The 26048-nt window shown below is 41.9% G+C and carries 27 protein-coding genes, 1 tRNA gene and 1 riboswitch; of the genes, 19 read left to right on the top strand and 9 right to left on the bottom strand.

Annotated features, from left to right (window positions below):
- Positions 1 to 33: 33 nt before the first annotated feature.
- The 5 genes from ID47_RS10520 to ID47_RS10500 all read left to right on the top strand — a co-directional run bounded on the left by ID47_RS10520 (position 34) and on the right by ID47_RS10500 (position 6223).
- A complete protein-coding gene (locus tag ID47_RS10520; RefSeq protein ID WP_038466347.1) occupies positions 34 to 537 on the top strand; it encodes a hypothetical protein in 504 nt (167 codons plus the stop codon).
- Positions 538 to 986: 449 nt separating this feature from the next.
- Complete coding sequence (locus ID47_RS10515) at positions 987 to 1757, top strand: hypothetical protein (RefSeq protein ID WP_038466344.1); 771 nt, start codon at positions 987 to 989, stop codon at positions 1755 to 1757.
- Positions 1758 to 1846: 89 nt separating this feature from the next.
- Entirely contained in the window at positions 1847 to 3934 is a 2088-nt protein-coding gene (locus tag ID47_RS10510) for a coiled-coil domain-containing protein (protein WP_038466341.1), read from the top strand.
- Between the two features lie 282 nt (positions 3935 to 4216).
- Positions 4217 to 4861, top strand: coding sequence for an exopolysaccharide biosynthesis protein (locus ID47_RS10505; RefSeq protein WP_038466338.1), 645 nt, complete (start codon positions 4217 to 4219; stop codon positions 4859 to 4861).
- Between the two features lie 28 nt (positions 4862 to 4889).
- Positions 4890 to 4995, top strand: a riboswitch (TPP riboswitch).
- The gene (locus tag ID47_RS10500; protein ID WP_038466336.1) at positions 4988 to 6223 is read left to right on the top strand and encodes an MFS transporter; all 1236 of its coding nucleotides are present in this window, start codon (positions 4988 to 4990) and stop codon (positions 6221 to 6223) included. Its footprint overlaps the riboswitch before it by 8 nt.
- Positions 6224 to 6243: 20 nt before the next feature.
- Here the strand turns inward: ID47_RS10500 and ID47_RS10495 are convergent, their stop codons facing one another.
- From ID47_RS10495 to ID47_RS10475, 5 genes are all read right to left on the bottom strand, one after another.
- Positions 6244 to 7575 (bottom strand): HlyD family type I secretion periplasmic adaptor subunit, encoded by a 1332-nt coding sequence (locus ID47_RS10495; protein ID WP_038466333.1) that lies wholly within the window; start codon positions 7573 to 7575, stop codon positions 6244 to 6246.
- Positions 7572 to 9638 carry a peptidase domain-containing ABC transporter gene (locus tag ID47_RS10490; protein WP_038466331.1) on the bottom strand — a complete coding sequence of 689 codons (2067 nt, stop codon included), beginning with the start codon at positions 9636 to 9638 and terminating at the stop codon, positions 7572 to 7574. The genes ID47_RS10495 and ID47_RS10490 overlap by 4 nt, the downstream gene beginning before the upstream one ends.
- Positions 9635 to 11407 carry an ATP-binding cassette domain-containing protein gene (locus ID47_RS10485; protein ID WP_156956740.1) on the bottom strand — a complete coding sequence of 591 codons (1773 nt, stop codon included), beginning with the start codon at positions 11405 to 11407 and terminating at the stop codon, positions 9635 to 9637. The genes ID47_RS10490 and ID47_RS10485 overlap by 4 nt, the downstream gene beginning before the upstream one ends.
- A 164-nt stretch (positions 11408 to 11571) precedes the next feature.
- Complete coding sequence (locus tag ID47_RS10480; RefSeq protein WP_038466327.1) at positions 11572 to 11784, bottom strand: YdcH family protein; 213 nt, start codon at positions 11782 to 11784, stop codon at positions 11572 to 11574.
- Between the two features lie 80 nt (positions 11785 to 11864).
- Positions 11865 to 11940, bottom strand: a tRNA-Phe gene (locus ID47_RS10475).
- A 258-nt stretch (positions 11941 to 12198) separates the two neighbouring features.
- On the opposite strand from ID47_RS10475, the gene ID47_RS10470 reads away from it, so the two are divergent.
- Complete coding sequence (locus ID47_RS10470) at positions 12199 to 13089, top strand: RNA polymerase factor sigma-32 (protein ID WP_075261599.1); 891 nt, start codon at positions 12199 to 12201, stop codon at positions 13087 to 13089.
- Here the strand turns inward: ID47_RS10470 and ID47_RS12095 are convergent.
- A complete protein-coding gene (locus ID47_RS12095) occupies positions 13070 to 13534 on the bottom strand; it encodes a methylated-DNA--[protein]-cysteine S-methyltransferase (protein WP_051908848.1) in 465 nt (154 codons plus the stop codon). The two genes, ID47_RS10470 and ID47_RS12095, sit on opposite strands and share 20 nt — an antisense overlap.
- Before the next feature lie 72 nt (positions 13535 to 13606).
- On the opposite strand from ID47_RS12095, the gene ID47_RS10460 reads away from it, so the two are divergent.
- The 5 genes from ID47_RS10460 to ID47_RS10440 all read left to right on the top strand — a co-directional run bounded on the left by ID47_RS10460 (position 13607) and on the right by ID47_RS10440 (position 16073).
- Positions 13607 to 13879, top strand: coding sequence for an AtpZ/AtpI family protein (locus tag ID47_RS10460; protein WP_051908847.1), 273 nt, complete (start codon positions 13607 to 13609; stop codon positions 13877 to 13879).
- 94 nt (positions 13880 to 13973) lie between these two features.
- Positions 13974 to 14711: a F0F1 ATP synthase subunit A gene (locus ID47_RS10455; RefSeq protein ID WP_038466326.1), complete on the top strand. Its 738-nt coding sequence runs from the start codon at positions 13974 to 13976 to the stop codon at positions 14709 to 14711.
- A 23-nt stretch (positions 14712 to 14734) separates the two neighbouring features.
- Entirely contained in the window at positions 14735 to 14959 is a 225-nt protein-coding gene (locus ID47_RS10450; RefSeq protein WP_038466322.1) for an ATP synthase subunit C family protein, read from the top strand.
- A gap of 79 nt (positions 14960 to 15038) precedes the next feature.
- Positions 15039 to 15527, top strand: a complete 489-nt coding sequence (locus tag ID47_RS10445; protein ID WP_198022295.1) for a F0F1 ATP synthase subunit B family protein — start codon at positions 15039 to 15041, stop codon at positions 15525 to 15527.
- A gap of 3 nt (positions 15528 to 15530) precedes the next feature.
- Positions 15531 to 16073: a hypothetical protein gene (locus ID47_RS10440; RefSeq protein WP_038466318.1), complete on the top strand. Its 543-nt coding sequence runs from the start codon at positions 15531 to 15533 to the stop codon at positions 16071 to 16073.
- Positions 16074 to 16102: 29 nt separating this feature from the next.
- On the opposite strand, the gene ID47_RS10435 is transcribed toward ID47_RS10440, so the two are convergent.
- Entirely contained in the window at positions 16103 to 16726 is a 624-nt protein-coding gene (locus ID47_RS10435; RefSeq protein ID WP_232223233.1) for a hypothetical protein, read from the bottom strand.
- 195 nt (positions 16727 to 16921) lie between these two features.
- Here ID47_RS10435 and dapD point away from each other — a divergent pair, with 195 nt between their 5' ends.
- Together dapD and dapE are read left to right on the top strand one after the other, a co-directional pair.
- Positions 16922 to 17737, top strand: coding sequence for a 2,3,4,5-tetrahydropyridine-2,6-dicarboxylate N-succinyltransferase (dapD, locus tag ID47_RS10430; protein WP_038466312.1), 816 nt, complete (start codon positions 16922 to 16924; stop codon positions 17735 to 17737).
- Positions 17734 to 18903, top strand: a complete 1170-nt coding sequence (gene dapE, locus ID47_RS10425) for a succinyl-diaminopimelate desuccinylase (protein ID WP_051908846.1) — start codon at positions 17734 to 17736, stop codon at positions 18901 to 18903. The genes dapD and dapE overlap by 4 nt, the downstream gene beginning before the upstream one ends.
- A gap of 162 nt (positions 18904 to 19065) precedes the next feature.
- Here the strand turns inward: dapE and ID47_RS10420 are convergent, their stop codons facing one another.
- Positions 19066 to 20607 (bottom strand): YifB family Mg chelatase-like AAA ATPase, encoded by a 1542-nt coding sequence (locus tag ID47_RS10420; RefSeq protein WP_038467747.1) that lies wholly within the window; start codon positions 20605 to 20607, stop codon positions 19066 to 19068.
- 203 nt (positions 20608 to 20810) lie between these two features.
- Here ID47_RS10420 and ID47_RS10415 point away from each other — a divergent pair, with 203 nt between their 5' ends.
- On the top strand, positions 20811 to 21476 hold the full coding sequence (locus ID47_RS10415) for a tetratricopeptide repeat protein (protein ID WP_038466310.1): 666 nt from the start codon (positions 20811 to 20813) through the stop codon (positions 21474 to 21476).
- A gap of 177 nt (positions 21477 to 21653) precedes the next feature.
- On the top strand, positions 21654 to 22199 hold the full coding sequence (locus tag ID47_RS10410; protein WP_156956738.1) for a hypothetical protein: 546 nt from the start codon (positions 21654 to 21656) through the stop codon (positions 22197 to 22199).
- Positions 22200 to 22495: 296 nt separating this feature from the next.
- On the opposite strand, the gene ID47_RS10405 is transcribed toward ID47_RS10410, so the two are convergent.
- Positions 22496 to 23812 (bottom strand): MFS transporter, encoded by a 1317-nt coding sequence (locus ID47_RS10405; protein WP_038466305.1) that lies wholly within the window; start codon positions 23810 to 23812, stop codon positions 22496 to 22498.
- 375 nt (positions 23813 to 24187) lie between these two features.
- On the opposite strand from ID47_RS10405, the gene ID47_RS10400 reads away from it, so the two are divergent.
- From ID47_RS10400 to ccmE, 4 genes are read left to right on the top strand one after another with little or no spacing between them, the layout of a single operon-like run.
- Complete coding sequence (locus ID47_RS10400; RefSeq protein WP_038466303.1) at positions 24188 to 24793, top strand: hypothetical protein; 606 nt, start codon at positions 24188 to 24190, stop codon at positions 24791 to 24793.
- A gap of 2 nt (positions 24794 to 24795) precedes the next feature.
- Positions 24796 to 25518, top strand: a complete 723-nt coding sequence (gene ccmC / locus ID47_RS10395; protein WP_038466300.1) for a heme ABC transporter permease CcmC — start codon at positions 24796 to 24798, stop codon at positions 25516 to 25518.
- Complete coding sequence (locus tag ID47_RS13740) at positions 25515 to 25640, top strand: hypothetical protein (protein WP_269516643.1); 126 nt, start codon at positions 25515 to 25517, stop codon at positions 25638 to 25640. Before ccmC ends, ID47_RS13740 begins: the two co-directional genes overlap by 4 nt.
- Positions 25637 to 26047 (top strand): cytochrome c maturation protein CcmE, encoded by a 411-nt coding sequence (gene ccmE, locus ID47_RS10390; RefSeq protein WP_038466297.1) that lies wholly within the window; start codon positions 25637 to 25639, stop codon positions 26045 to 26047. The genes ID47_RS13740 and ccmE overlap by 4 nt, the downstream gene beginning before the upstream one ends.
- The last annotated feature ends 1 nt before the right edge of the window (position 26048 follow it).

The raw sequence follows: 26048 nt of genomic DNA, 5'->3' as shown, positions 1-26048 counted from the left end.
CAGCAGCAAACCTCAGACACTCAGCAACATCAGTTGGAACAAGCAGAAAATAAAATCCAACACACGGAACATCAGCTGGCTGAAGCCCAAGAAGCTTATAAGCTTCAAGTCTATAATCTGGAAGAAGAAATTACAAAGCTAACAGAATCTAATGACGTTAAACAAGAGATGTTAGAAGAACGACAAATGCAGCTGGAGAAAACACAGCACCAAGTTCATAATCTACAAGAAGAAAATAGAAAACAAAAAGAGACGAATGACACTCAACAGCAGCAGTTGGATAAATTGATGCAAGAGCTCCTAGAGGCTCACAAAAGACTGCTAGAGCAGGAAGAAGAGTTTAAACCATTCAAAAGTTTCTACAACGCTATAAAACAAGAAGCGCAAAAAGTAGAGGGAAATAAAGGAAAAGAAAATTCGGATCCACATCCCCTACCAAGAACCCCTACAAGTCCTAACATTCTAGAGGTCAGGAAGCAAACAACTACATCACCTGGAGTAAGAAGAGTCCTCTTCCCTTTTATTCATGGTCAGTAGCCACGACAAGATAGCACCTTCAGAACCTCATCCCTCGCTTGGTCCCAATTGCCGTTCATGGAATCCTTTTCATGATGAGCGGCAATAAAATGAAGAACCTTAAGGGATGTCCCTTCATCCTATACTTTAAATTAGCTATTTATATCAAAAAAGAAAAGTGATGCAAAAAATTATGGATTATAATTTATATTTTTATCACCCGGACAAATAAAATTTTCTCTAAACAAAGCGAAAATAATACTTTTAATACAATTACTTAAAAAAATAAAAAGGTGATGTTATTGCTTTCATATATCATAAACAACGTGATTTTTTATTATATATAATGTGGACATATTATAATTTTATTGATAAAACATCCTACAGAAATGCCGCCTGAGATTATGGATATAAGCGTTTATATCAATAAACAGGGAGGCGCCCCACTGATTAACTTAAAGGAAATATCCATGAAAATAAAGTATGTTGCACCATCCCTTGCCGTGTTGTTATTATCGACTACCATAGGCCAAGCCAATGCTTCAGTTTTTGGTAACCCTTACATGGGGGTAGCTCTTTCCTGGGACCACATGGGGGGTAAAAGCTACGGATCTATGATAAACTTTGAAGGAAACAAACTAACATTTACAGATGGCCGGCATCTTTCAGGCAATAAGGCGAATGGTTACTTCTTTTTTGGTACTTCTTACGATCTAACCCAGCTTCCTTTATTTATTTGTCCGGAATTTCAAATTGGTCAAGGGAGAGTCAATAGCCAGCTTCGAAATACTATCAATGATGAATCTTTTGATCTAATGGGGAATGGGACTCTCTTCACCCAACGTAGCTTAGATCCAAAATTATCTCGACATTTAAACACAAGCTTAGTGGTACGTGTTGGGGGCAAGATTGCTGACTCATATCGTCTTTATGGATTGGTTGGCGTCGATGTCAGCCGCTTTAAATATACTTACAATGTCGACAATGTTGATCTCGGCAGTGGTGCAATCGTAGGGTCGGACAACTTTGTAAAAGCAAAATGGAAAACCGCTCCTGTTTTTGGCGTTGGAATTGAAAAGAAGATTGACAAAGTTCAAGTTGGCTTAGAAGGCCGCATCGCCCTGTATGGTCCCATCAAAACATACCGATTAATTAAAAGAGACCTAGATAGAGAATCAGTCTCTACCAAAGTTAAGCCGTATATTTCATCCCTGATGCTTCGCCTGTCTTATTCATTGTAACTGATGATAGTGACGGCCTTTATAAACTGTTGTTAGGGGAAGAAAACAGCCCACCTATTGAAAAAACAAATTAAATAGAAGATATAAAAATGAAAATACGATCTTTATTCTGCCTTGCCTTATTAAGCTCAGCTTCCCATACGGCAGAACCATTTAACCTGGATAACTTGCACGGCATGTCACGCGCCGATCAAAAAAGAACTTTGTATGAATTTGTAAGGCAGCATCAGCCGCAGGTCTCCAGAAACCTAGCCGTTAATGGTTTAACAACTATAGCACAAGAAATTAATGCGGAACTCCTACAGCAGCAGAGACGACTACAGCCACAGCAGCTCCTTCAGCAGCAGCAACCTCCTTTGGCTCAGGGCATTATACAGCGTAATGCTCAACCAGTTCAGGCGCCGCTTATTCCTGTGGCCGATAACGCCATCAATCCTCAGCAATTACAACTTCTGAACGCCCGACTTAACCAGCTGCGTAACCAGTTAGCAGATGCGACACAGAGGTTGGCCCAAGCACAAGAAGCTCATAATGAAGAACTAGGAAGACTTCAAGAGCGAATTAACCAACTAACAGAGTCTGAACGCCTTGCTCAACAGGCTTTAGAGGAGCGGCAACAGCAGTTGGAAGAAGCACGCCAAGCGCCGAATGAAGAACCAGGAAGACTTCAAGAGCGAATTAACCAACTAACAGTGTCTGAACGCCTTGCTCAACAGGCTTTAGAGGAGCGGCAACAGCAGTTGGAAGAAGCACAAGAAGCTCATAATGAAGAACTAGGAAGACTTCAAGAACAAATTAACCAACTAACAGAGTCTGAACGCCTTGCTCGACAGGCTTTAGAGGAGCGGCAACGTCAGTTGGAAGAAGCACGCCAAGCGCCGAATGAAGAACGAGGAAGGCTTCAAGAGCGAATTAACCAACTAACAGAGTCTGAACGCCTTGCTCGACAGGCTTTAGAGGAGCGGCAACGTCAGTTGGAAGAAGCACGCCAAGCGCCGAATGAAGAACTAGGAAGACTTCAACAGAAAATTAACCAACTAACAGAGTCTCAACGCCTTGCTCAACAGGCTTTAGAGGAGCGGCAACGTCAGCTGGAAGAAGCACGTCAAGCGCCGAATGAAGAACTAGAAAGACTTCAACAGCGAATTCAACAGCTAGAAGAAGCGGCAAGACAGGATAAAGAAAAAATTGAGGACCTTGAAAGGGAACACAGTAGTGATCAACAGTCTAGAGCTGTTGCTGACCTAAATTTCCCCGATATGCTAGCTGTTCCTAAACCTACAGCAACGAGTTCTAGCTCTAGTTCTGCTCCCCAGTCCTGGGCGCCTCCCCCTCCTTCTAATCCACAAGCTTTAACTCTTAACGCTAAGCCGCAGCTAACAAGCAGCACAGTATATAAAGGGAAAGAGAAACGAAAGGAAAAAGCTGAACAAAAACCATTTGCGCAAGACACTTCTCAAGAAAAAAGCGAGCAACAATCCTTATTAGATCAGATAAAAACACATAAAAAAGTAAATTTAAGTTCGGAGGAGTTAGATTTATTACGCACAATTAAAAAAGAAATTGAAGAGGAAAAATTTGTACCTATCTTTACAATATTCAAGCCAGTAACATCAACTAAAACCCAATATGAAAATGAAAAACCCCTTACCCAATCTGCTATGCTTGCTACTTTGAGAGACATAATGAAAACCAGACGGCAAAGTATGGAGATAGACAGTGATGATGAAGATAACATTGAATTTGAATGGGATGAGGATAAAGATACGGGCACTTCTCAGCCAAAAAACAAACAAGTCATAGAGGAAAACCTTTCAACAACATCTAGTGTAGCGCCTGAGTGGAAAACAAAGATTAAAAGATTCAGAGATATTTATCGTCAGGCTATTCACACTGTCGATCCTGAGAAAAAGTGGGTCTGGCAGAATTGGGTGTTATGGGAATATAATAATTACAGAACCACAGAACAAAAACAAATTATTGACGAGCAAGTTGACAAATATATTGAGGAAAATGCAGCAAAACTGCAAGAAGAATTGGGGGAGACAGTAGACTTCTCTAAAGTGAGAGCAGACTATAGCAAAAACAAAAATCTACTTAAAATCAAGGGTATGGATAAGTCTGTGACTGATGAACCTGAGAAAAATAATAAAAGTAAAAATAAAAATAAAAATTAATCTAAAGACTTGCTGTAGATCAACTTATCCATCCACCACCATGGATAATTCTTTCCCCACCTCTTTCGGGAGCTGGGGATCTTTTTTATCCTTCTCCACAAGCCTAGAATGGCCCGGAAACTCGATAATGCAAGAACCATCGCCTGTCAGCTCGAGTTCCCGGCTCGTCGGCCCCGGGAAGAGAAGCTTTTTGCATTAATTTCCCCAAAAACCACTTTTTCTGGACAATCAAAGGGAGGCATGGAACGGTTTGTTGAAAGATATTAATAAAAAATTGGGATTATGACAGGTATTCTATGCTTATTAGATTTCGAAGATGAGCTTCCCATGAGTAAGAAAACCATCACAGAATTGCTCGAAGAATATGTTTATACCCATCAGGATTCCCACATTTCTGTCGATGGCCTTATCAATTCATTGAGGGAACGGGGATACGGCTTACTGCTGTTGATCCTGGCCTTGCCGAATGTGCTCTTACTCACGTCCATTCCCGGCACATCAACCTTTTTCGGTATCCCTATTTGCTTGGTTGCCATTCAATTGATGATGAATCGAGCCCAACCCTGGCTGCCAGAAAAGATTCGTCATCGCTATATTGAACGAGAGACTCTCTTGACTATTCTCAGAAAAGCCTCCCCTTATTTACTTAAAATTGAGCACTATGTGCGGCCACGATGGATAGGGCTAACTCACAAGGGAATGGAACAAGTCATCGGTTTCTTCATTTTGTTGTTGGGAATTATTATTGCTCTCCCCATTCCGTTTGGTAATTTCTTAGGCGGGCTGGGGGTGGCACTCCTTAGTCTTGCCTTAATTGAAAAAGATGGAATTCTCGCTGTGGTGGGAATGGTATTGACACTCTTAATTAGTTTCGCTATTTTCAAACTCGCAGGAAGCATTATTGCTTTTCTCGCATCTATCATTTAGGTAAAACGATAGATTCCATACACTATATTTTTTAAACCAGGGGTGCCTTCGGGCTGAGAAAGGTTGTTCATCAACCTTAACCCTTTGAACCTGATTCGGTTAACACCGACGGAGGGAGGTCACTTAATGCAACGCATCTTAACGCTTTTCAAACAACCCCAATCACGCTTAGCCCTTTTTGGAACGGTACTTGAATATTATGATTATGCCTTATACGGGTTCTGCGCAGGCCTGTTGGCACACCATTTATTTCCAGCCTTAAATAAAGAGAGTGCCCTTCTTCAAACATATCTTTTATTTTGTGCAAGCTCCCTGGCCAAGCCCCTAGGCGCCCTTATCTTTGGTTGGATCGGTGATCTTTATGGTCGCCGCTTTGCCTTAAGATGGAGCATGCTCGGCATTGTTCTACCCACCCTCATTATTACGGCTTTACCGTCTGGGCTTAATAGCACGCTTGCCATGATCATTGTTCTGTTAGCACGACTATTGCAAGGAATTTTTATTGCCGGCGAAAGTGATGGAGTCCGCATTCGATTGTATGAATCCAATCCGGCCCACTACCCTTTTGTCAACAATGCTATCGTGGGTTTATCCTGTTATATAGGTATCTTTCTAGCCTCTCAGGGAACCTTTATTGCTAAACAATTTCCCAATTATTGGCGAATTCCTTTCTTAATCGGGAGTATTCTTGGCCTATTACTTCTCAAGATCAGGCGCCACATTACTGAATCGCCCCACTTTCAAAGACCCGCAACTTTTTGGATCAAACCAAATTATCGGGGTTTATTGTCTGTCATTATGATCTGTGGGGCCGTTGGCGGAACCTATCATCTATTTTTCGTCTACCAACCCACCTATTGGACCTCTATCCTCTCAATCATGTCAGCGGCTCAGGCTCAATCCCTCATCAGTCTGTGCCTTGCCTTTTATTGCCCAGGTCTTTTAATGGCAGCTTTTCTCAGCGAACGCTATGGAGGAGAAATTGTTTTCATCAGCGGAATCTTATTTGCTTTCCTCTTTACCCCTCTCCTCTCATTCACGCCGTCTCCAAGCCCCCTTCTTTTATGTAGTCTAAGCCTTTGCCTTTCCTTGATGCATGCCCCAGGGTATGTCTTGCTGATGCGGCAATTTCCAATGACTTCTCGGTATCGTCACATGAGTTTAGGTCATTCTCTAGGCTCCCTGCTGATGTCTGGCACAGCCCCTTTAGTTGCAACTTATTGTTGGCAAAAATGGCATAACCCACTAAGTTTAGTCCACCACCTCATGATTCTCATCGGCATTGGCTTAATAGGGATTATTCTCGGCCCGTTGTCAAAATCTAGATCCCCCCAAACAGACCAAATTATAGGATCCCATTGAGACGGGCCATTTGACCTTTTTTATGGATTAAGAATGAGGTGAGTCATATACTGAAGTATTGTTTTTTCACCCACCTGAATATCGGCAGTGACAGCCATACCAGGAATTAATTGGTTTTGCTGGGACTCAGTTCCGACATAGTTTTTCGCCAATCTCACCATAACTTTGTGATAGGGTTGATTATCAGTCCCCATTGATGGTATCTCGGCCATGCTTACTACTGTACCTTCTAAAAAGCCATTTAACTGAGCATCATAAGCAGAAACTTGCAGACGAACTGATTGCCCTATTTTTATGGTTTTCATATCAGAAGGGGTGATTTTAACCTCTGCTTCGATATTTTCGAGCGGAACTATTTGTAAAATTTGCTGGCCCGGCTGAATTTTTTCACCAATCTTTATCGTCTCTAATCCGCGGACCACACCGGTGATAGGGGCCTTGAGCGTTAAATGATTTAACTGATCCTTTAGTCGAATTTTTTGTTCCTTAAGAACAGATAATTCTGTTGTCACTTCCCCCATTTCTTTAAGCGCATTCTGACGCAAACTTGTATCAAGTTCAACAATACGACCTTCTTCTTCGGTAATTTGCTGACGATTCTCTTGGGATTGATTGATTAAAGAATTCAACTCTTTACGGAGCTTTGATAGATTATCCTCAGCATGACGATAATTTGTTCCTGTACCAAGCTTTTTTTCAAAGAGTTTCTTAGCCACATCCCGTTGCTGCTCAGCTATTTCCATTTGATGCCGCACATCATGTTCTTGGCCTAAGGTAAGCGCTAGTTGAGCACGGCGTTGTTCTATCTGATTCACAATGCTTAAACGCTGATCTTCACGATTACGAATTTGCATGTCATAGATAGATTTATGATCCGCGACAATCTTTGCCATCGAATTGGGATACTGCGTCAGATCAAAGTTTTGATTTAATCCAAAAGCCCGCAGCCTGTCCGCTCTAATTTGCAGCAATTGTACCCTTATATCCAAAGCCTCTAAATCAGATTTTATAGCATGGGAATCCATGGCGATAAGAATTTGTCCTTCCTTAACCAAATCCCCTTCATGAACATTCAATTCAGTGAGGATGCCTCCTTCGGGCGGATGGATAACCTTAATTTTATCCGAGGCAACAATGTCACCTCGACTATTGATGGTTTGGTGAAGAGGGGTAATCGCCGCCCATCCTATAAAAGCTGCCAACAGGCCTATCATAGATAAAATGGTTAGCTGAGATAACCGTGGTGCTCGGCTTTCCTCTAGAAAGATTGACTGTTTCAGCGTTGGTAATTGCCGACTTACTTCATGAAGAGAAGCTGGGATTAAGGTTGCTGTTTGTGGTGTGTCTATCATGCTGCATTCCCCGAAAGAATGTTGAGAACTTGTTCTCTAGGCCCGAATAATCGCATTATGCCCTGATTAAGCACCAAAATACGATCGGCAAGGTTAATAATACTTGGACGATGGGTCACGATAATGACTGTCTTTTTTCCTTTAAGATTTTGGATGGTGTCCTTAAAAACAGCATCACTCTTGAAATCGATATTGCCGACAGGTTCATCAAAAATCAAAACATTGCTATCACGAATTAAGGCCCGAGCCAAATTCAATTTTTGTAAGAACCCTGCCGAATAGTCCTGCTGATATTGATCTGATAATCGCGTATGGATACCATTCGGCAACTTGTGTATCTCTTCGGTCACTCCAACTTGCTCGAAAGCGTACAAGATTTCCTTATCCGTAGCCTCTGGTTGCGCCAATCTCATATTTTGCGCAATTGTGCCGACAAAGAACTGCGGTACACTGGGGGCATAGCCAATGGATTGCCGATAAGCAATTGGATCAAAAGTATTAATATTGATGCCATCAAGCTTGATATCACCACTCATTGGATCATGGAGTCGCATCAGCAATCGAACAAAAGTCGATTTGCCCGAGGCATTCTGACCAATAATAGCAACAATCTCCCCTGGATTTGCTTCCATCCGCACACCTTGTAAAGCCATTTTCGATTGGCCCGGATAACGAAAATACACATCATCAACACTAAGATGACCCTGCGGTTTAATCGCCGATTGAATGGTAGGCAAACCTTCAATAGGTGCCACCATTAATTGATTTATTTTAGATACAGTTTCACGGAATAAAGGCAGGTCCTGCACTTGTCCCACTAAGGTATACAGTGACCAGAAAACTTGCCCCATGAGAATAATAACCGCCATCAAGGTGCCGCCTGACAAATTTCCCTCTATAACTTGTTGAATGCCCCAACAAACTGTTAAAGCACCAGCCCCTTTTAAGATGCTTAAACTCCACGTTGATAATTGATTAATTTTATCGCTTAAAACACGCTCTTGGATGGCAGTGTCGCTTCCATAAGTACGATAACGATCGCTCCAAGCACGTTCGGCTGCAAGATTGTGAAGAGCTTGCAAACTTAACAGGGTTTCATGGATAAAATTACTGGAAGTTTTATGAACGGCCACAGCCTTTGTCGTTAAGGAAGACAACCTACCATAGAAAAATTTTACCAACATTAAAGTCAACCCCATTGCCATAAGAGGAATAAGAGCAAGTTCTTGTCCGACTATAGCCATTGCAATGGTCGCTAAAATAATAATCGGCAGCTCGAATAGGGCAAGAACAAGCGATCTAGGAACCATCTCACGACCATAATCAAATTGCCGCAATTTTAATACCTGTTCTCCAATCGAGTCCTCTTTTAAATGGGAAGGAGAGAGCATCATTAATTGTCGTTCTATATCATTATTTATCAAAATATTTAACCGAGCCCCTAAATAGGATAAATACCGATTTTTGATGTAGGCAAATAAAATCATACTCAGAAAAACAAGCCCCAATCCCCCCACACAATAAGGCACCATTTTCTCTGATTGAATGGAAATGACATGATCATACATAAACTGAACAAATAAGGGAATCGCCAGCGTGCTTAGCCCCCCTAAAATAGCCATTACAACCGGCTGCCACAGGTCTCGAGATAAGCGGTCAAATAGGCAAAGAAACCAAGACTTAGCAGATATCTCAGGATGCAAACCTTTGACAAAATTATAGCGAACGCCACTAAGTCTTTTAGAGACAGGGATGGCTGCTTTCTCTCCATTCCTGCAATCAATATAAAGAAAATCTTTTTCAGTGCGTTCATAAATAACCCAAAAAATACCCTTTGATTCATTGATGAATAAGGTTGGTAGAAAGCTCCGTGATAGTTTCGACAGCTTTACTTTCTTGCTGTAACAAGTATACCCCAAGCTGACAAAAATATTCTTGAGATCAATTAAATCAATCTCAGTTACATCATAGGGCACGGCTTCAAAGACCCGTCGCGAAGATCCTTGCCAACCCAAGGTTCTTAATAACGGTTTTAGACAGTTAATGTAATTAAAATTCGTCATCCCTGCCCTGTCTCTGCTTTAGTTGTTATCGTCTTAAAAGACTTTAGAGTTGGACTAACATTCATACTCGGAACTAGAGCGCCATTCACTAAATCATAAGACTCATCAGCAATTTGCTTCATTGATGGACGATGCGTAATAAAAATAATAGTCGCCGCTTCTTTCAAGGCCATCAAAGTTTGCTTTAGCTGCGCATCACCTTCACCATCAATAGCAGCATTCGCTTCATCGAGAATTAAAATTTTTGGCTCATTTAAAAGAATACGAATTAATCCAATACGCTGTTTAATCCCATCAGGAATACTGAGAGATAGATCCTCCCTTATCGCCGTTTGGTAAGATAGAGGTTGGGCTTCTACCCAAGCAGCTAAGCCCAAATCTTGAGAAAGCTTAATAGCCTCCTCAATAAGGGGGCCAACCCGAAATAGGGTTAGGTTTTCCATAAGGGTACCGGTAAACAAAGGGGTGGAAGCAGAAACAACCATAACTTGTCTGGCAAAACTGGGAGCGTCAATATCTTTTAAATCATGCCCATCAAACGTAATTTTACCCTGGCGTCGTTCTAACCGATTCATAATTAACTGAGCCAAGGTCGTTTTACCAACACCGGTGGGGCCAAAAATTGTAACAATGGTATTAGATTGAACCGACAAATTAAGGTTTAAAAGAATGGGCTTTTCTGTGCCTGGATATTGAAATTCAATATTTTCTAACCGGAATTCTCCTGTCAATTCAAGCTCTTGCGCGCTTGAATTTGCTGGCACTTGCCGTGCCTTAAGATGACTGATGAGTTTCTTATTGGCTTGCTGGAAACATTTCACATTGAACCAACTCGAAAAAATTGCCTGTAAGGGGTATATCATTAAACCGGTCAGAAACACACACGCTGACAGCGTTCCGATTGATAAATGCCCCAGCAAAACTTCGTGCACGTCGACACATAATACACCCGCCACCACGGCATAAGAGATAATAGAGGATAGATCTCGCGTCATGCCCTCAACCTGATGGATATCGTTATCAAAAAATGCCTTTTGATACTGCAGTCGTTCATAACGGCGTAATAGCAGATTCTCCATCCCTAAAGTTTTGAGCGTATGATAGTTCTGCACTGTTTGGGTTAAAAGGATAGAGCGCTGATGATCGAGAAGCTGTCGCTTGTTTAAAATATCAGTTAGCTGCTTACCACGATAAATCCCCATCAATACCAGAAGCATTATCCCCAGCGTCGGAATGACCATAAGAACGGGTGACAAAAAACAAGCAACCCCAGCAAAAATTAGAATGAACGGCAAATCTAAAAATGCCAAGAATTCCTGACGATTCAAAAAATCTTGCACGTTACGGCTCTTATCAATCATGTCAAGTTGTTCGGCAAACTGCACTCGACTGTCAGACGGATAAGAAGGAGCCACCAATCGATCAAACACCGCAGCCTGGGTCTGATAAGAATAGCGCATCCTTAACCAACTCAAAACTCGAGACCGGGCATGGCGAATAATAATCTCAAGCACCACCATTGTTGCAAGACCAACCACGGTTAAGTTCAACAGTGAGTAAGATTTACTGGGCAAGACGTGATCATACAGATGGATCATCATCAACGACATAAATAAAGCCAATCCATTGAGCATTGCGGTTGCAACCATAACATCCCAACGCTTCCACGGCATGGCTCTAAAAAATTTTGTCTCCATCACGAACTGACCTGCCTGTTGATTAGAAATTGCAGCTTCTATTAAGCACACTTTATTAGGATACCGTGACACACTTTATTCGTCTATGGGGTCGTGGCCTCTAAATAAACAATTAAAGATGTTTTAATTTTATTTCTATAATTTTTAGAAAAATCAGGATTTTTAGAGATAACCTATAAAAAGGGATAAATAGAGAATCTGAGATTGAGATTGATAAAGAGGTAAATATAATTTTATTAAGCAATAATATCAGGCACCATCATGGCTTCAACTTTAGCCATTTGGTCTTTAAGCGCTAGTTTTTCTCGCTTTAAACGATGAACAGCAAGGTCATCTCGGGCAGGATCTTGAAATGAAGACTGAATATGAATTTCAAGTTCAGCATGTTTCTTCTTAAGAGCTTCGAGCTTATGATGTAAAGCAACAAAGGTTTCCGGATCAACACCCATAATAATAGCCTTTATTTGTTTATTTTATGCACTTAGATAAAGATATGGGGCACAAGGAAAAAATCAAGATATCCTCTGCATGGTGCCCGGAGCCGGATTCGAACCAGCGACACAGGGATTTTCAATCCCTTGCTCTACCAACTGAGCTATCCGGGCACAAGCATATAACATGTATAAGGAAAAAATAACTAGCTGTCCAGCTTTTTTTGTAAGAAAAAAATCAAGCAAGGATGATTAGCCTAAGATTCATATCCCTTTCAATTTTGATCAAGGCCGCCTGTTCTGAGCATTGCTTTCCTGATCTCCCCGCTTTGTCCCTTTAATGCCGCTCATATTTCTTTCCCTCTCTTAACCAGATTTTTACAGTTTTGATTCTACTTTGGGGGTGAGACAAGTTAATCAGGATGATCGGTTGTGTCAGAAAAATTATCTGTGTATGGTGACCACCAAACTCAAAAGGCGGACCTAGCCTATGTTCGAGGTGTTATGAACCAGCCTGTTCTCTCCCGTGAAAAGGAAATGGAATTAGCAACAGCCTGGCGCGAAAAGGGTGATGAGCATGCCCTTCATGATCTAACCAAAGCCTACTCCAGATTGGTTGTTGCAACGGCTACCCGCTTTCGCCACTATGGTCTTCCTATCGGCGATTTGATTCAAGAGGGTAACGTTGGATTAATGCAAGCCGCAGAGCGCTTTGAACCTGAACGAGATGTTCGTTTTTCAACTTATGCCAAATGGTGGATCCGATCCTTTATTCAGGATTATATTTTAAAAAATTGGTCCATTGTTAGAACTGGCTCAACGTCAGCACAAAAACAACTCTTTTTCAACCTACGCCGCCTGAGAGCTCAGTTAGCAAGCGTCACCACCGATCATCTGGCTCCGCAGGATCGTCAAAAGATAGCCGACATCCTCAAAGTATCTGTAAGGGAAGTAGAAACTATGGAAAATCGCTTAGCGGCCCATGATCTATCCCTCAGTAACCCCATTGGCGAAGAAAGTCATGAAGACTGGGTTGACACCCTGGCCGATGAAGGTCCGAGTCCTGAAACTGAAGCCCTCGAAGAATATGATCGCTGTGTGCGGCGTCATTGGTTAGAAGCCTCTTTGCGCCAACTTCCTATTCGGGAGCGGCAAATCATTCAATGTCGCCATTTAACCGATACTCCTTTAACGCTGGAACAAATTGGTGACCTGATGAATATTAGTAAAGAACGGGTGCGCCAATTAGAAACCCGGGCGTTGCGCAAGATGAAGCATCACTTAACTCGGAATATTCATGACGTTAAGGATGTTCTTTGGTAGATCCGCTGTCGGCTTCTATAGCGAGCCATTTTTGCTTTAATTCAATTCCCCAATCAAATCCGCCAATCTTACCATACTTAGCTAAGACTCGATGACAGGGAATAATAACACCAATCGGGTTCGCACCCAGCGCTGATCCCACCGCGCGAACTGCCCTTGGATGGCCAATTTTATGGGCAATATCGCTATAGCATACCGTTTCCCCGAACGGAATAGTCAATAAGGCCCGCCATACTTTTTCTTGAAACGCTGTTCCACACACAACCAATTCATGAAAGTCGGGAAGATCCGTTTCAGTGGAAATCGCTGAGGGCCTCAATCCATGCAAGATGTTGCCAGTGTAGTCAACCTCCACACTGCCATATGGCGCAAAATTAAAGATAGCATGCTGCCGATCGGGAAAGCGTTGCTCAAATTTTTTTCTATCAATAACTGTCAATTTCATAAGATTCAATTTTACCAAAATTATTTTTTTTGCTAAGGTGAGCTCAAGTTGGTGTAAAATGAGTCGCCCTCTATGAGAAATAACACTCCGAAACCCGGAAATGCAATAGCCAGCCTTGCCCTTCGAGCTGGAACGGAATTTGTATCGGGGATTATTGTGGGCGTTATTTTTGGATTGGCAATTGACCATTTCTTTTCAACCAAACCCTTTGGATTAATTATTATGATTCTGCTTGGGGCGGCCGCAGGCTTTAGAAATATTTTTAGGCTTGTCCAACGCGACTTTTCTACGGTAGAATCAAGCAATTCCAAAGAAAAAACAAGTGATTCGGAGAAAAAGTCATGAGTTTAATTTTTTGTACCAAGCCTCTGCCTTCCTTCTCCCCATCGCCTTTTTTTAACAATCACCCCTGTTATTCCCATGACCTGGAGATTTGCTGATGATTGATCCGTTGCACCAATTCATGATTACCCCTTTAATCAATCTAGCGCTCGCTGGCTATGATATTTCTTTTACCAATTCGTCTCTATTTATGGTGCTCGCAACTCTTAGTTCCATTGGATTGATGTATGCAGCAACCCGACGCCCGCAGTTGGTACCATCTCGCATCCAATTTATTGGAGAATCCCTACACCGTTTCATTAGCCAAATGGTAACAGATAATGTTGGCAAAGAAGGTCTTCCTTATCTTCCTTATGTAATGAGCTTATTCTTATTTGTTTTGATGGGTAACTTTCTGGGAATGATTCCCTATGGGTTTACATTTACCAGCCATATTATTGTGACATTTGGTCTGGCGCTTATTGTCTTTATCAGTGTTACAATTCTTGGCTTTGTAAAGCATGGAACACATTTTTTACGGCTGTTTTGCCCAGCAGGCACCCCAATCTATATTATGCCATTGCTTGTGCCCGTCGAAATTATGTCTTATTTCACACGGCCTGTAAGTTTAAGCGTTCGTTTATTTGCCAATATGATGGCAGGTCACGCCATGCTTAAAATCTTTGCGGGGTTTGTGATTATTTTGGCAGGGACCAATTTGTTCCCTGTTGCGGCCCTACCCTTTGTCGTGAACCTGGCGGTGGTGGGTTTTGAGTTCCTGGTGGCATTCCTCCAGGCTTATGTGTTCACGGTGTTAACCTGTATTTATTTAAATGATGCAATTCATTTGCATTAACATCTAAAAAGGAGAGAAGATCCATGGATTTAGCAGCAGCAAAAATGATCGGTGCTGGTATGGCAGTTATCGCCCTGCTGGGGGTAGGTATTGGTCTGGGAAATATTTTTTCAAACTTAATTACCTCTATTGCGCGTAACCCATCAGCTAAGGCTGATATTATGCCGGTTGGGTTGTTGGGCTTTGCGCTAACAGAATCCATTGCGTTGATGGCGTTTGTCACTGCCATGATGATTCTATTTAGCTAAGAAGTTGAGTCCTCCTTGGAGATACGGTAATATGTACTCTCCAAGGGGCCTCTTATTAAATGATTCGGAGAGATTAAAAGTGCCACAGCTAGATGCTTCAACATTTCCATCACAGATATTTTGGCTTGTGATTTGCTTTGCAATCCTTTGCTTTGCTATGGTTGCCTTTTTAGTCCCCCGCCTGAGCCAAACTATGGCAGTGCGAGCCAAGGAACTCGAGGATTTGCGTCAAAAAACCGATCAGCTAATGAATGAGGCCAATAAGTTGAATCAACTCAATGCTGATCACTTGCAAGCTGCCAAAATGGAGATTCACGCCAAAGTTAATCAAGTCATTACCGATTTAACACAGCTTAAAGATGAGAAAATTCACACATTTGAAGCAAAGCTCCAGCACCATGCTAATGAGGTTCAAGATAAATTAGCCCAGGACAAACAAGAAATTCTAGCAGCTTCTCAGGATATGATCGGTCACTTACTTCAAGATATGTACCAAACTTTGACAGAACAACCGCTTGAGGCTGGACAATTGGCTGCTGCAAAAACTTCCAAAAAGAAGGGATCTTAAACGATGCATGAATCCAATTTTTTTGACGCGAGCTTTGTCGTTTTTATTGGCTTTGTCGTTTTTATAGGAATTGCCCTTAAATTTGGATATCACAAAGCTGTTGGGGCGCTCGACAGCGAGATCAAAGAAATCCAAATAACTCTTGAGAAAGCAACAGCAGCTTTTAAGGCCGCTGAAGAACAGTTTAGCCAAGAGCGCCGCGCCGAACGACAACTAACAACAGAAATTGACAACCTTAAAATTCTAGCAGAAAAACGTATTGAAGAGTTGCAACGACTCACAGACGAAGAAATCAATACTGTTTTAACAGCCAAACAGCATACGGCTGATTTGACAATTGACATGATGCGTCACGCAACCATCCTCGCCTTAAGAGAAACTCTTGCAGAGCACGCAAAAGAAGCCCTGACCCATATCCTCGCAACATCGACAAATACTCAGGCCCATGAGACGCTAAACGATCAAGCAATTGAAAAATTAAGCTCACTTTTGGCCGTCACAGGATCCAATGATAATGGGAGGTCTCCCCGGCAAGCCATAGCTTAAGGGGAAACAACATTCACAGGCGATCTGTATCAAAACCATTCATTGGTAGATGTAATAATAACATGGTCTAATTTTATGACGGTTGCGTTTAAAGACTGGCCAAGAATTCGGCGGACTCGTCCCTGCACATTCTTATCATTAACGCATGTATTAAGAGATAAATGAGGTTTGAGATTCTTCATCAGTGTATTTCTACATACTCTATAGTAGCTCTTGTCAAGACTTTCATTAACCCATGCAAGGATGTCAGCATTAAGTTTTTTAGCTTCCTCGGTCAGGGATGAAGGAGGCATGGATATAAGTTGGTCTCCCCGCCCAAAAAAGCCATAAGATTCAGGTATAAAATCAAGCTTTGTTCCTTTTAATTGTTCAAAAATTCCGTCGAATGCTTTAATATTTTTTAATTTAACTTTCTCAAACATCACAAGTGTCAGATGGGGTAATTGCCAAAATTTACCGTCATCACTGTAAGTTAATTTAAGGTTGTGGTGGTCATAAATTGCCTGTATCTCCTTCGCAAATTTAGTTCGGCTAACCTCTGAGTCTTCTATGGCGAGACTAACGCACACAGTATATGAATCTCCTTTTGTGGGATCAGTAAAGATTTCCACCCTGTCTGCTGCTGTTACCATATTCCCTATTACAAAAACCATAAGAAGTATCAAAAAACACCTTATCAATTTTTTCATTTTAAAACTTTCTATTGTAAAAAATAAATATATTAGCCTCCAAATTTTAAACAAACCCATTCAAAAAAGGGGCGAGAAATTACTCGCCTTTGCATCCTTGCATGCTAAAGTGGGCCCACGTATAATACTTATCAATGATAAACATGAGGGTGTATCCAGATGACCGACCAAACTATTATCAATAATGCCTGGGAAAATCGTCAGCAACTAAAAATTAAAAATACTGCTGTTACAGAGGCCGTCCACGAGACTCTATCCCAGCTGGATACCGGAAAATTACGGGTTGCTGAAAAAATTGAGGATAAATGGGTTGTCCATCAATGGATTAAAAAGGCTATTTTGTTATCCTTTCGCCTTCGGGATAACCAAATTATGCCTGGGATGGGGGATGTGCCGTGGTATGACAAAGTTCCCTTAAAAACATCAGCATGGACAGACTCAGACTTTGCGGCCGCCGGCTTCCGCTGTGTTCCCGGATCCATTGTCCGTCAATCAGCCTTTATCGAAAAAGATGTCGTTTTAATGCCAAGTTTTATCAATGTCGGAGCACGGGTCGGTAAGGGAACGATGGTTGATACCTGGGTCACGATTGGCTCCTGCGCCCAAATTGGTTCCAATTGCCATATTTCCGGCGGCGTTGGAATTGGGGGGGTTTTAGAGCCTTTACAAGCAAACCCTGTCATCATCGAAGACAACTGTTTTATTGGCGCACGGAGTGAAATTGCCGAAGGTGTTATTGTCGAAGAAGGCGCCGTCATTTCCATGGGTGTTTTTTTAGGCGCCTCGACAAAAATTGTCGATCGCCAAACAGGCCAGGTTATCTATGGCCATGTGCCTGCCTATTCTGTCGTTGTTCCAGGCACATTACCGGGAGCCACACCCCAGGCACCCGCGTTAGCCTGTGCTGTTATCGTTAAAAAAGTAGATGCTAAAACACGATCGAAGGTTGGAATTAACGAGTTATTACGCCCATGAATACTGTTGCAGAATTAGCCCAGAAATTAATTTCCTTTCCCAGTGTAACCCCTAATCACGCTGGATGTTTGGATTTTATCCAATCCTATTTGACCAATTTAGGATTTAACTGCTGGCGTCTGCCTTTTGGGGATGTGGATAATCTATATGCCCGTTATGGCCATGAACTTCCTAATTTTTGTTTTGCCGGACATGTCGATGTCGTTCCTGTCCAAAATCCCTTTGGCTGGCAAGATAATCCTTTTTTGGAGCAGCTTTTAGACAATGGTCATGTTTATGGACGGGGCGCCGTTGACATGAAGGGTGCTATTGCTGCCTTTATGATGGCGGTGACCGACTTATTGAAAGAACCGCTGACAGGATCCCTCAGCTTTCTTTTAACGAGTGATGAAGAAGGAATTGCCTTAAATGGTACCCGTAAAGTTGTAGAATGGCTGCAAGAAAAAGGCGAGACGATCAGTTTATGCTTGGTCGGCGAACCCACCAGCGTCAACCGTATTGGCGACATGATTAAAATTGGACGTCGGGGCAGTCTAAATGCGCGAGTCATGAGCGAAGGACGAGCGGGCCATGTAGCTTATCCTGAGAATTTTATCAATCCTAATACTATTCTACTAGAGTATCTCAGTGAGTTGAAACGGAAACCCCTCGATCAAGGCACAGAATTTTTCCCACCCTCAAATTTGGAAATTACGTCGATTGATGCTGGAAATCCCACAACCAACGTGGTGCCAGCAACGGCTGAGGCTCGCTTAAATATCCGATTTAATAATCTTCATACGGGTGAATCCTTATGTCAGCATTTAAAAGATGTTGCGAATCGCATTTCTCCTCATATCAAACTTGAAACGCGCATCAGTGGCGAGCCCTTTTATTGCTCAGAGGAAGCCGTGGCGTCGAAAATTGCGCACGCAATCGAGGCTGTGACAGGTCAAACACCAATTCTATCGACCAGTGGCGGGACCTCGGATGCCCGATTTATTAAAGATATAGCCCCCGTGGTTGAAGTGGGCCTTTTAAACCAGACAGCTCATCAAGATGATGAGCATGTCTCTATTGAGGATTTGCAAACTCTCCAAGCTATTTATACGCAGATTCTCGATAGCGTCTTGGGCCAAAAATGGATTGAAGAATTGGCCAGACAATCTGTAAAATATCTTATTTAGTCTATGCTAAAGTCGCGATAGACAAAACAGCATAAATTGATATATCCAAACCTTGCAATTGCTGCCTATCCATTGATTTAATATCAGATTATTTCCCAGGATTCTTGAAGAAAAGTACACTACTAAGCGCAGCGTGCAGGACTTTTCTTCAGGGATGACTCTTTAAGCAACCTTGGACTCATTGTCAGCATAAACAGAAATTTTACGATAGCCAACAGCCTCTGACAGGTGCTGCGTCTCTATAGTGGCTGATTGCTCCAAATCAGCAATGGTTCGCGCCACCCTTAGAATACGGTGATAGCCTCGACCGCTGAGCTTAAATTTCTCCATAACTTTGGTGAGTAAGTTAACTGCTGCCTGGCTCAGGTCAATAATATCTTCCAACGTTTCGCTGTCCACTGTAGCATTGGAAAAATTTCCCGTCTTACCAAGAGCTTGAAGGCGTGCATATTGATAATCGCGCGCCGCTGCCACCCGCTGAGCCACAAGTGTCGAATCCTCGCCATCAGGAGCTCGCATTAAATCGGTTGCTTTAACTTCAGGAACATCGATAACAATGTCAAAACGATCCATCAAGGGGCCAGAAATTTTTCCTTGATAATCAGCAGCACAGCGCGGTGCCCGCGTACATTCTCGTTCTTTATCACCAAAATAGCCACATCGACACGGGTTCATCGCCGCCACCAATTGGACTTGGGATGGGTAAGTCACATGGGAATTTGCCCGGGCTACCACCACTTTGCCTGTTTCAATGGGCTGACGCAGAGACTCAAGAGCATTGCGGTTAAATTCGGGTAATTCATCGAGGAATAAAACACCTTTATGAGCCAAAGAAATTTCACCGGGCTTACAGCGAATACCACCCCCTACTAGGGCCGCCAGGGAGGCCGAATGATGAGGATCGCGGTAAGGACGGTGACGGATAAGGCCTTCGTCGGGCAGATCACCATTAATACTGTGGATCATTGTCACTTCCAAGGCTTCATGCGGGGTGAGAGCTGGTAATATTCCGGGTAACCGACAGGACAGCATGGATTTTCCAGAACCCGGGGGACCAATCATTAAGAGATTATGTCCGCCAGCAGCCGCTACTTCAAGCGCCCGTTTGGCTAATATTTGCCCCTTAACATCTTTCAAATTGGGAAGTTTAATAGGTGATTCAAAAACCTGCGGGACCTCTGGCTGTTTTAATACTTGGGTTCCTTTAAAATGATTAACAAGTGCGATCAAATTCGGCGCTGCTAAAATTTTTACATCACCCGCCCAAGCCGCTTCTGTCCCACAACTCTCTGGGCAAATAAGACTTAAATTTTGAGCGGCTGCATGAATGGCAGAGGGCAAGGATCCGGCGACCCGAGCAATACTGCCATCCAGTCCTAATTCACCGAGAATGACATATTCTTCCATTTCCACCCCATCCAAAATTCCCATCTGAATCATCATGCCGATCGCAATCGGTAAATCATAATGGGATCCTTCTTTTTGGATATCGGCGGGCGCTAGGTTGACGACCACGCGTTTAGCGGGTAAATCAAGGCCGATGGATTGAAAGCTTGCCCGAATCCGTTCCTTTGATTCAGCAACAGTTTTATCAGGCAGGCCCACAATCGTAATACCGGGTAATCCATGGGTAAACTGGACCTGAACATCGACTGGCACAACGTCCACGCCTGCAAAGGAAACTGTGCGAATTTTAGCAACCATTTGTAAGGAACTCTTTGTTAATTGATCTTTCCTTTTTTGCGATACTTTATAAAAAATTACAAGAGATTGTTTCCCTAAACCCATATGTGAAAAGTAAAATATTAATAAGTATTGATCGTCTTAACCCTAAATTAATCATTGAAGTAAACCTAAAATTAATCCCATCCTATAAATAATATAATTTTAAAAAGGAGATTTAACTGATGAAAATACTATCACTTTTCTTATTAGCGGGTATACTTTCTTTTCCTCAGGCTCTTGTGGCTTTAGAGAAAATTTCACCGTCTGCTCTTTTTATCCAAGAGAGTGGCTCTACTGCGGCGGTAAATCCTAGCCTTTCCCCAACTTTTTTAACGGATGATGTCAGCGATGACTCTCTTAGTGCACCTGATTTTACGCAACAAATTTCCGAGCTATGCTCTCCTACTTATACTGCTGACAATCAAGATGAGACAACAATACAGCTTTATGAAAACTTTTTTGCGCATTATCTCGACCTAGCGGAACTTGGACAACGGAACGCAGAATTTTATATAGGACGGTGTTATGAAACAGGTACCCCTTTTGGTAAAAATTGGGAGCTGGCGGCACAATACTACCTCCGTGCGGCTGAGAAAGACCACCTAGAAGCGCAGGCTGCACTCAGCAGGTTTCTTAAAGACGGTAAAGCCTTGTATTTACCGCAGGCTTATCTTCAAAAAGCAGCAACCGATGGAGATCAAGCGGCGATAAATGCATTAAATAACCATTACGAAGGTGTGTATTTACGCAATGGTGAAGGTGAAATAGAATATTGGGAATACGAGGAAGAGGGTAGCAGTGAAATAGAGCTTTTATCAGATGGAGATTTAGGGGAAGAAGAAGCTTAAGTATATATCCATCATAATTAACGGCTGTAGGTAAAGCCATAATTTAAAACACAAATAGAAAATTTTCGTAAAAAGAAAAAGAGGGTTTTCCCCTGAAACGGTACCCCTATTTAAAGCCTCTTTAATTCTTTTTATTTATGATGAATTGTGAACCAATTTCAAGAATGAGATGTTATTATGTATACGAAGACAAGTATATCAGGTCTAACTATAGGGATCTTCTTGTTTTGTGCGGGCAGCAGTTCCGCTGTAAGCCCCTGTAATAACTTTTGTACGGCGCCAAAAGCTTGCACGTCTGCAATCATCAAAAATCAATGTCTAACAAAGTGTACAGAAACCTTAAATTTCGATTTGTATTGTAAATTGAAAGAAAAAGGGGTAAAGAAAAAAACTGCTAAAAGGATTTCTATTTATACCCAAGCTGATGATAAACAAAATAGCGAACAAGCTATTGATTTTTTAGTCGAAATAGATAACTTACATAATGCAGTTAATGTCAACCACCTTAATCAATTCTTTAGCAATTTCTCGGAAAAACAAACTCCCTTAAAGGCAATAGCTAATTATTTGGAAAATTCTAAAGAAAAAGCTTTAAAATTTATAACACAACTACCCGACTCATCCCAATCCTCTGAACCGACTAAAAGCCGCAAAAAAACGATAATTAGCTCAATTTTTTCAAAGGAGCGATCCTCCAGTCAGTCAGAGTATAAAATCAAATAACTCAACGACAAAGAAAGCAAGAGGGTGTTCGCATTAAGGTGGTAAAGCCCACCTTACTAAGAACGCCCCCTTTAAAGGCCACCATACTTAACTGCTACACCACCTTAAAAAGAAGGCATTAGGACTGGGCCGAAAAATTCGGATGCCAACTGGAGATGCATGAGTTAAAAGGATTCTAATAAGAGTAGTGTCTTGCTCCCCTAAGTTGGGGAATTCTTCTTCTCTCTCTTTCAATACAGTTACAAAAAGTAGGCCAAAAAAGAGGCGATGGAGATGGCCATAAAACTAAAAAACCTTTAGAAAGGCTGGCTAGCCTCCCGACCGGTCAAAAAGCTTTCAGCATTATCTTTTGGTATATTTTCCAGTGTTTCAAAATGCTTTATTCCCCACCAGAAACTTAAAGCACAAGGAATAAGAATTAACCAAAGTCCCCAATGACCTAAACTTTCGGTTAAATATACCAATCCAAATGAAGTGAGCACATACATGGAGGCCCGTGTTAAAGCATAGATAAAGCTTGTATAAGTAAATCTTTTAAATACGGGGAATCTGGCAATAAATATGGGCATCGCTGGCGCGGCTGTCATCGCAAAGAAGATAAGAAAGCTTTGAATAAAGAATAGTTGAGTACCTGTGTTAATGATAGAAAAAAGATAAGGGCATATTAGTAGCATCGGAAATATAGCCATAAGCTTATATTTTAATATTTTTAAAGGATGAATATAATAACTGAGAAAGGCAAAGAGCAAATATCCTATGGTTTGGACCATAGAAACATAAAAATTTTGCTGAATGATGTCTTGTGCTGAATAGTTAAAGTTAAATTTCAAAATATTGCCACAATGGACATAGACAAAATAAAAACAAACAGGCCACGCACAATAAATTAAGAAAAAGGCTGTTGATGTTTTGCTTCTTTCGGCATTAAAATTTTGATTTTGTAGCAGGCGGGCCGATGTGTTTTTGTTCAGAAGCCTTTTTGATTGAAGAAATTCAGGAGTCTCTCTCAACCGAATACGTGCAATAGTTCCAACCATCGCGATGGAAGCCCCAAACCAAAAAGCTAATCGCCATTCTATATTTAAAGAAAATACAATCATCGCCACCCCAAGAGCCACCATGGTTCCAAAAGCCGAAGAACATGACATTAACCCCACAGCTGGGTATTGGGCAGGCGGCTTCACGGTTTCTGTCAGATAAATTTCTGCTGCGACTATTTCCCCCATGGAGGATAATCCTTGAATGACTCGGCATAAAGTTACCGCCCAAGAGGCTGTAATTCCTATTTGAGCATAGGTCGGCATATTAGCCATAACAATACAGGATAAGGACATTAACATCGTTGTTATAATGACGGTGGCCTTTCTGCCAATATTATCTCCTATATAACCAAATATAAGGGCCCCAAAAGGCCTTAGCACATAGGTAGAACAAAAAGCAAAGGCCGAAAGAAGGGCCGCGGTATGGGGATCGGTTTTTGGAAAAAATAATTCGTTGAGAATAATGGCCATGTGGACATACAGCATAAGGTCAAAATACTCAAGGAAAGTGCCAACTTGTAAAAGACCTACAGCTTCTTTTTGTTCACGTTTAAGGCTAGAAAGTATGCCCATGTAGCTACCTTAAGATTGAAACAGTTTATATATTACATAAACCTTTTAAGCGAGGCTATCTATGAGAAAAAATAGTTATTTCTAACTTAAGAGAAGTAAGCCGTAAGACAACCTTCTACGCACCTTTTTGCAATCATTAAAATTTTATAGGGCAGGAAGGTTTTATAAGACACGACCACTCGGAATAACTTCCTCACCGTCATGATGGATTGCTTTAATTGATAAGTCAAAATCTGCTATGGTCAGCTTATAAGGAATTAGATTATAAAATAGACATTCCGACTGAGAAATTGTATAAGAGCAAGCTCTAACGCAATGTTCAAAATGCTTGTTTTATAACCCACCGACCTTTATAAGTTTTAAGGCAGAAAAAGCATGATGTACTTAACTTTATGGATACGGCCGTTGATCACCTATTTAGGCGCAAGTTTAGTCGTTCTCTTGCCCTTAACCCAAGGAGACTTTTCCCCGTCCATAACGCTCTTGTTATATGGATTGGCCGTGATCGTCGTGTTAAGCCAGGTGAGCGATCGTGTGTATCCTGATTTACAGGATGGACATCTTGCTTGGTTACTTAGTCATGGAACGTCGCCATTTTCTTATTTCCTAACAAATCTTATGAACAGTATAGGACAGATAGCTGCTCCTTTGACGCTTGGCTTTGCAAGCATTCATCTGTTTATTTATCCGCCACCATCAGTGGCTGTCATTGCTTTTTCGTTTCTTATGACTTGTACGGCCCTCCTTTGCTGGGGGCTTATCCTCACCTTGGCGCAAGGGCACAATGGACAGTCCTTATTGAATGTGATGATAGCGCCCCTAGCCATTCCAAATCTGTTGATTGCAGAATCTTTAATTTCAACCGTTGCTGTTGAGGGAGAGGCAAGTTACTATCTAGGCATGCAATTCGGCATTACGCTAGTTAGCTTTGGTCTATCCCTTTGTCTAGCCCCCCTTGTTATACGGAATTTGGATTGGTAACAATGATCAAACATTTTATATCCCCCGCTTATTTATTGCACATAAGCCATACTTGGCTACAGTCGTCGGCAATTATTGCCTTTGCCCTTTTATCGGTCGGACTATGGCTTGGATTGGCTTGGTCACCAGCCGATTATGTGCAAGGGGAGACAGTCCGCATTATGTATATCCATGTACCGGCAGCCTGGGGGGCAATGTTGACCTATTTTGGGATGGCAATCCTATCTTTGTATGCCTTTTTACGGCAAAATCCAACAGCCCATATTTTAACCCGCTCTATGGCCTCCATTGGTTTTTGTTTGTGCATTGTAAGTTTAGTCACTGGCGCCATTTGGGGCAAACCAACATGGGGCACATGGTGGGTATGGGATGCACGCTTAACCTCTATGTTGATTCTGGCTTTTTTGTATGCAGGCTATATTATCACCACAAGCTATGTTAAACCAGAACAACAAGCCCTTAAGATTTCAGCTATTTTGGCTATTATTGGATCGATTAATTTACCCATTATTAAATGGTCGGTCGATTGGTGGTATACTCTTCATCAACCCGCCAGTATTCTGCGCCTGGCTAAACCGGCCATCCATTGGCAAATGCTCGTCCCCTTGCTGATTATGGCATTGGGTATGGCAGCTCTGTGTTTTTGTTTATTTTTAATGCAATTACGGACTTATTTAGTGCAACAAAAGGTTATATCGGCTCTATTGCGGAGGACATCATCATGACTCAATTAAGCTATGTTTATTTAGCCTATGGATTTGCTTTAGTTGCTTTTACAAGCTTTGGTATTGCCGCATATCGAAAATTGAAACGCACTAACCAAGATTTAAATCGGTTAGACTCATGACGTCGCAGCAAAAACAGCGTTTGAAATGGGCTGCCGTTGTTACTTTAATTTTAGTCGGAAGTGCGATTTTTATCTTTTCTGCCCTACAACAATCCTTGATGTATTTTATGACGCCAACAGAGATTTTGGAAAAGGACCCAACGGCTGTCGTCCGATTGGGAGGCATGGTTGAACAAGGGTCTATCAAAAAAGAGTCAGCAACCATGACGGTTAACTTTCGGGTTACCGACTTTAAATCAACTGTGTCCGCCACATTTACTGGCATTACGCCTGATCTCTTTAAAGAGGGCCAAGGGGTTGTGGCCGATGGCCGATGGAATGGGCATATCTTTACAGCAGAAAAATTATTGGCAAAACACGATGAAAATTACATGCCAATTGAGCTTTCGGATCGTCTTGGCAAATAAC

The organism is Candidatus Paracaedibacter acanthamoebae (assembly GCF_000742835.1).
Taxonomy (GTDB): domain Bacteria; phylum Pseudomonadota; class Alphaproteobacteria; order Paracaedibacterales; family Paracaedibacteraceae; genus Paracaedibacter; species Paracaedibacter acanthamoebae.
Note: the sequence above shows the minus strand (reverse complement) of the source record. Positions and strands in the feature narration are given on the sequence as shown.